The organism is Microcystis sp. M083S1, assembly GCF_020246405.1.
GTDB lineage: Bacteria > Cyanobacteriota > Cyanobacteriia > Cyanobacteriales > Microcystaceae > Microcystis > Microcystis aeruginosa_C.
Window position 1 is genome coordinate 1 of the sequence record NZ_JADBTB010000017.1, and the last position, 3,516, is coordinate 3,516.

Below are 3,516 nucleotides of genomic sequence, written 5' to 3' on the forward strand. Positions count from 1 at the left end.
CAATTCCTAATAGTCTTTTAGTTTGTTTCGGATATTTTTGAATGTATTCCCAAGTGTAGTTTTTCATGGCTTTTTTTGATTTACTATTTGTTTTATTATATCCTATTATTGTGATTTAATTAAATTATGGAGAGGTCTATTCACTGTTCTGTTGTCCGATAGGGTGCCACCAGAGATATCGGTTTTGTAGTCACGCACTGCCATAAGCACCTTGAGCGTCCGTTGCTGCTGGTCGGCGCAGGTTGCCTTTAACCTTTTGATGACTTCTGGCAACGCCATTTGAATTTTAGCGTCCTTGTCACTAGAAATTGGGATTATTACAGTCGGGTCGTTGATGGTTTGCATCTGCTCAATGATATCCATCTTGTTGATGGTATTGATGACTTGGCCACCAATTCTAACGATGTCATCCGATGCGACTTTGAGGCTAGAAGCCTGCCCCTTCACCAGGCCCTCGACTGGTGTCCAGCCGTTAGCATGGTCAGTGATCTTTTGGTACAAATCGATGATTTCGTTAGGCTCAAGTCCAGGGATGCCTGTGCTGTTGCTGCCGATGTCTTTCGTGAACTGTTCGAGGCTCTGCGGTAGCTCCCTGGCAGCGTGGACATACAGCAAGATTTTGATTAGGTCGTCGGCAGTAAAGATGCCAGCTGCGCGACCGTCCTGAGTTTGACTGCCTGTGAGCAACTGCAACATCACGACTGGAAGCTGTCCAGCTTGAATAGATTTAGACTCAATGGGTACGGAACTGTCAACAACCATTTTAATTTTCTCCCAAATTATCAGAATTAAGTCGAACTTAAAGAGCAGTCTATTTTATCTCAACACCCAACGCAACCAAAGTTTACCAACTTAAGAAAAAAATCCATAAAATTCCCCAAACCCCTACCGCACCTAACTTCCAGCCCCTCCATCCTCCCACAAAAATCCTTAACTTGGGAAAAATCCCCAACTTTACCAACTTAAGCCCAACCCTTATCAAAATATCCTGACAATCTCACCACACTCCCAACCCCAAACTTTTAACTCATACCCAAGACCCCAAAAACAGCGATCTACATCAAGAACCGCGATCTCCACAGCCCAGAAACCCACCCCACCGCAGAAACGAGAAAAACCTCTTGCCTCCGCAACCCTGGGATGATTCCACAGTAACAAACCTATAATGAAAAAAAGCCAAGCCTTAACGACCCTGAAATTAACCTTAAAACCCGAACACCAAAAGCTGATCGAAGCCAAACTAAATACGGGGCGTTATGCCAATCCAGATGAAATCATTGCCGAAGCCTTGCAATTACTGAGTAAATGCGATCGCTATCAACAATGGGCAATCGAGTTTGATCCCCCTAAATCCCCCGTTCGGCTGATCTCACGGCCGAAGCCTTAAAAAAGGGGACTTTCTTGAAGAGGCGAAGGAATTGATGGAGAAACCGCGATACAATCAGCGATCGCCCGATAAATCTCTATAATATTCTATAATATCGAGTATTCCCCCATCCCAAACCAGCCATGACAGCCAAAGAACAACTCCTACAGGAAATCGAAACCGCCTCCGATGAAACCATTGACCAACTCCTCAACTTCCTCCATCAAACCCAAACCACCAAACCGAAACAACCCTTTTGGCAATTTATCGAAGAACTCACCGCCGATATTCCCCCAGAAGTCTTAGAAACCCTACCCACCGATGGAGCCGAACAACACGATCATTATCTTTATGGCACACCAAAACAATAACAATGAAACTCATCTTTGCTGATACTTTTTATTGGATTGCCTTGATTAATCCCAGGGATAACTGGCACTTTATTGCCTTAAATTATGCCCAAAAATATACAGATGATTATCTAATAACTACCGATGGCATTGTAGATGAAACACTCAATTATTTTGCAACTAAAGGTGCGATTATGCGTCGAAAAGCTCTTGCGACCTACTTTCAAATCCGTCAAGAGCCGAACATGGAAATTATTTCTTATACGCCTCAACTCAGACAAGCTGGAATTCAACTATTTGATGAACGTCCTGATAAGGGCTATAGCCTGACAGACTGCATTTCTATGATTGTGATGAAACAAAGGAGAATTGCAGAAGTATTAACCCATGACAAACACTTCACCCAAGAAAACTTTCGGATTTTGTTCCAAGATTCTAATTTTAATAATCTTACTTAGAATTTGATTGCTTAGAGCAGTATTTCATTATTGATCTCCACAGAATCGGGCATCGTCGGGAAATTTATGAGGCATAGCGGCGATCGCCTAACCCTAACTTTCAAGAACAATATAGACTCTTTTCTGCCGAACCTCTTAAATTCAGACTAAACTAGACTATCACTGCAATATCATAGACTTAGTTAAGAAAATTGTTAGAGAACCTTAACCATGCTCAAACATTATGACGTGACCATCGAAGGCGATCATATCCAATGGCTAGGGGAAAAGCCCAAAGCACAGACCCTCCGCGCCATCCTTATCATTGAAGAAGAACCATCTCCCTCGACCCAAACAAAACGCACAATCCCGACTCATTTGATCGGTAAAGGCAAAACCTTAGGGGATATTGTCAGTCCTATCGTGGATCAAGAAGATTGGGAATGTAAAACTTCTGCCCCTTCCCCACTAAACAACAAACCGATTTGGGAAATCGCCGATGAAATAATCGCCACCATCCCTGAAGAATCCTTTGACCAGATCCCCACCGATGCGGCGGCCAACTTGGATTACTATCTTTATGGCAATTCTCCTCAAGAATAATGCAGACCCTCTTCGCCGACACATTTTATTGGGTTGCCTTGATTCATGCTAAAGATCAATGGCATAGACAAGTGCGAGCTTTTAGTACGTTAATTCAAGATTATTCTTTAATTACAACCGATTTAGTCTTGGTGGAATATCTCAACTTTTTTGCCAAATTTGATCAACCCATGAAACAAGGTGTCGTCAATTTCTATCGCCAAATCCGAACCTCTCCAAATCTGCAAATTATTAGCGTTGATTCCTATTTAATTCAATCAGGTGTAGAACTTTATGCCAACCGTCTAGATAAAGGCTATAGCCTCACAGATTGCATCTCTATGATTGTAATGAAACAAAGAGGCATTATAGAAGTCTTAACCCATGACAAACACTTCACCCAAGAGAACTTTCGGATTTTGTTCCAAGATTCTAATTTTAATAATCTTACTTAGAATTTGATTGCTTAGAGCAGTATTTCATTATTGATCTCCACAAAATCGGGCATCGTCAGGAAATTTATCAAGCATAACCGTGATCGCCTAACCCTAACTTTCAAGAACAATATAGACTCTTTTCTGCCGAACCTCTTAAATTCAGACTAAACTAGACTATCACTGCAATATCATAGACTTAGTTACAGCAATTCTCATTTTAAAAAGTAACAAGTGATACAGACAGAAACAAAGCTTTAAGAAAGCTACAAAATGCGCTCCCGCGAGTGCGACTGCATCGCAGAGAAGTGAGTATATAGAGTATTTATACTCAAAATATTTGAAAG

General features: G+C 41.6%; 6 protein-coding genes. 5 read left to right on the top strand and 1 reads right to left on the bottom strand.

The features are described 5' to 3' along the window. Positions 1–105 precede the first annotated feature (105 nt). Positions 106–762 carry a hypothetical protein gene (locus IM450_RS01380; RefSeq protein ID WP_287669774.1) on the bottom strand — a complete coding sequence of 219 codons (657 nt, stop codon included), beginning with the start codon at positions 760–762 and terminating at the stop codon, positions 106–108. Between the two features lie 403 nt (positions 763–1,165). Here IM450_RS01380 and IM450_RS01385 point away from each other — a divergent pair, with 403 nt between their 5' ends. From IM450_RS01385 to IM450_RS01405, 5 genes are all read left to right on the top strand, one after another. After that, positions 1,166–1,387 carry a ribbon-helix-helix domain-containing protein gene (locus IM450_RS01385; RefSeq protein ID WP_287669776.1) on the top strand — a complete coding sequence of 74 codons (222 nt, stop codon included), beginning with the start codon at positions 1,166–1,168 and terminating at the stop codon, positions 1,385–1,387. A 122-nt stretch (positions 1,388–1,509) separates the two neighbouring features. Continuing rightward, entirely contained in the window at positions 1,510–1,737 is a 228-nt protein-coding gene (locus tag IM450_RS01390; protein ID WP_045356058.1) for a hypothetical protein, read from the top strand. Between the two features lie 2 nt (positions 1,738–1,739). After that, on the top strand, positions 1,740–2,174 hold the full coding sequence (locus tag IM450_RS01395; protein WP_149988065.1) for a type II toxin-antitoxin system VapC family toxin: 435 nt from the start codon (positions 1,740–1,742) through the stop codon (positions 2,172–2,174). 210 nt (positions 2,175–2,384) lie between these two features. Further along, complete coding sequence (locus IM450_RS01400) at positions 2,385–2,756, top strand: hypothetical protein (RefSeq protein ID WP_287170282.1); 372 nt, start codon at positions 2,385–2,387, stop codon at positions 2,754–2,756. Beyond that, entirely contained in the window at positions 2,756–3,190 is a 435-nt protein-coding gene (locus tag IM450_RS01405; protein WP_002802319.1) for a type II toxin-antitoxin system VapC family toxin, read from the top strand. The genes IM450_RS01400 and IM450_RS01405 overlap by 1 nt, the downstream gene beginning before the upstream one ends. Positions 3,191–3,516 lie beyond the last annotated feature (326 nt).

Coding starts and splice junctions, on each gene's coding strand:
- IM450_RS01400 (WP_287170282.1), top strand. CDS start 2,385: ATGCTCAAACATTATGACGTGACCATCGAAGGCGATCATATCCAATGG.
- IM450_RS01380 (WP_287669774.1), bottom strand. CDS start 762: ATGGTTGTTGACAGTTCCGTACCCATTGAGTCTAAATCTATTCAAGCT.
- IM450_RS01390 (WP_045356058.1), top strand. CDS start 1,510: ATGACAGCCAAAGAACAACTCCTACAGGAAATCGAAACCGCCTCCGAT.
- IM450_RS01385 (WP_287669776.1), top strand. CDS start 1,166: ATGAAAAAAAGCCAAGCCTTAACGACCCTGAAATTAACCTTAAAACCC.
- IM450_RS01405 (WP_002802319.1), top strand. CDS start 2,756: ATGCAGACCCTCTTCGCCGACACATTTTATTGGGTTGCCTTGATTCAT.
- IM450_RS01395 (WP_149988065.1), top strand. CDS start 1,740: ATGAAACTCATCTTTGCTGATACTTTTTATTGGATTGCCTTGATTAAT.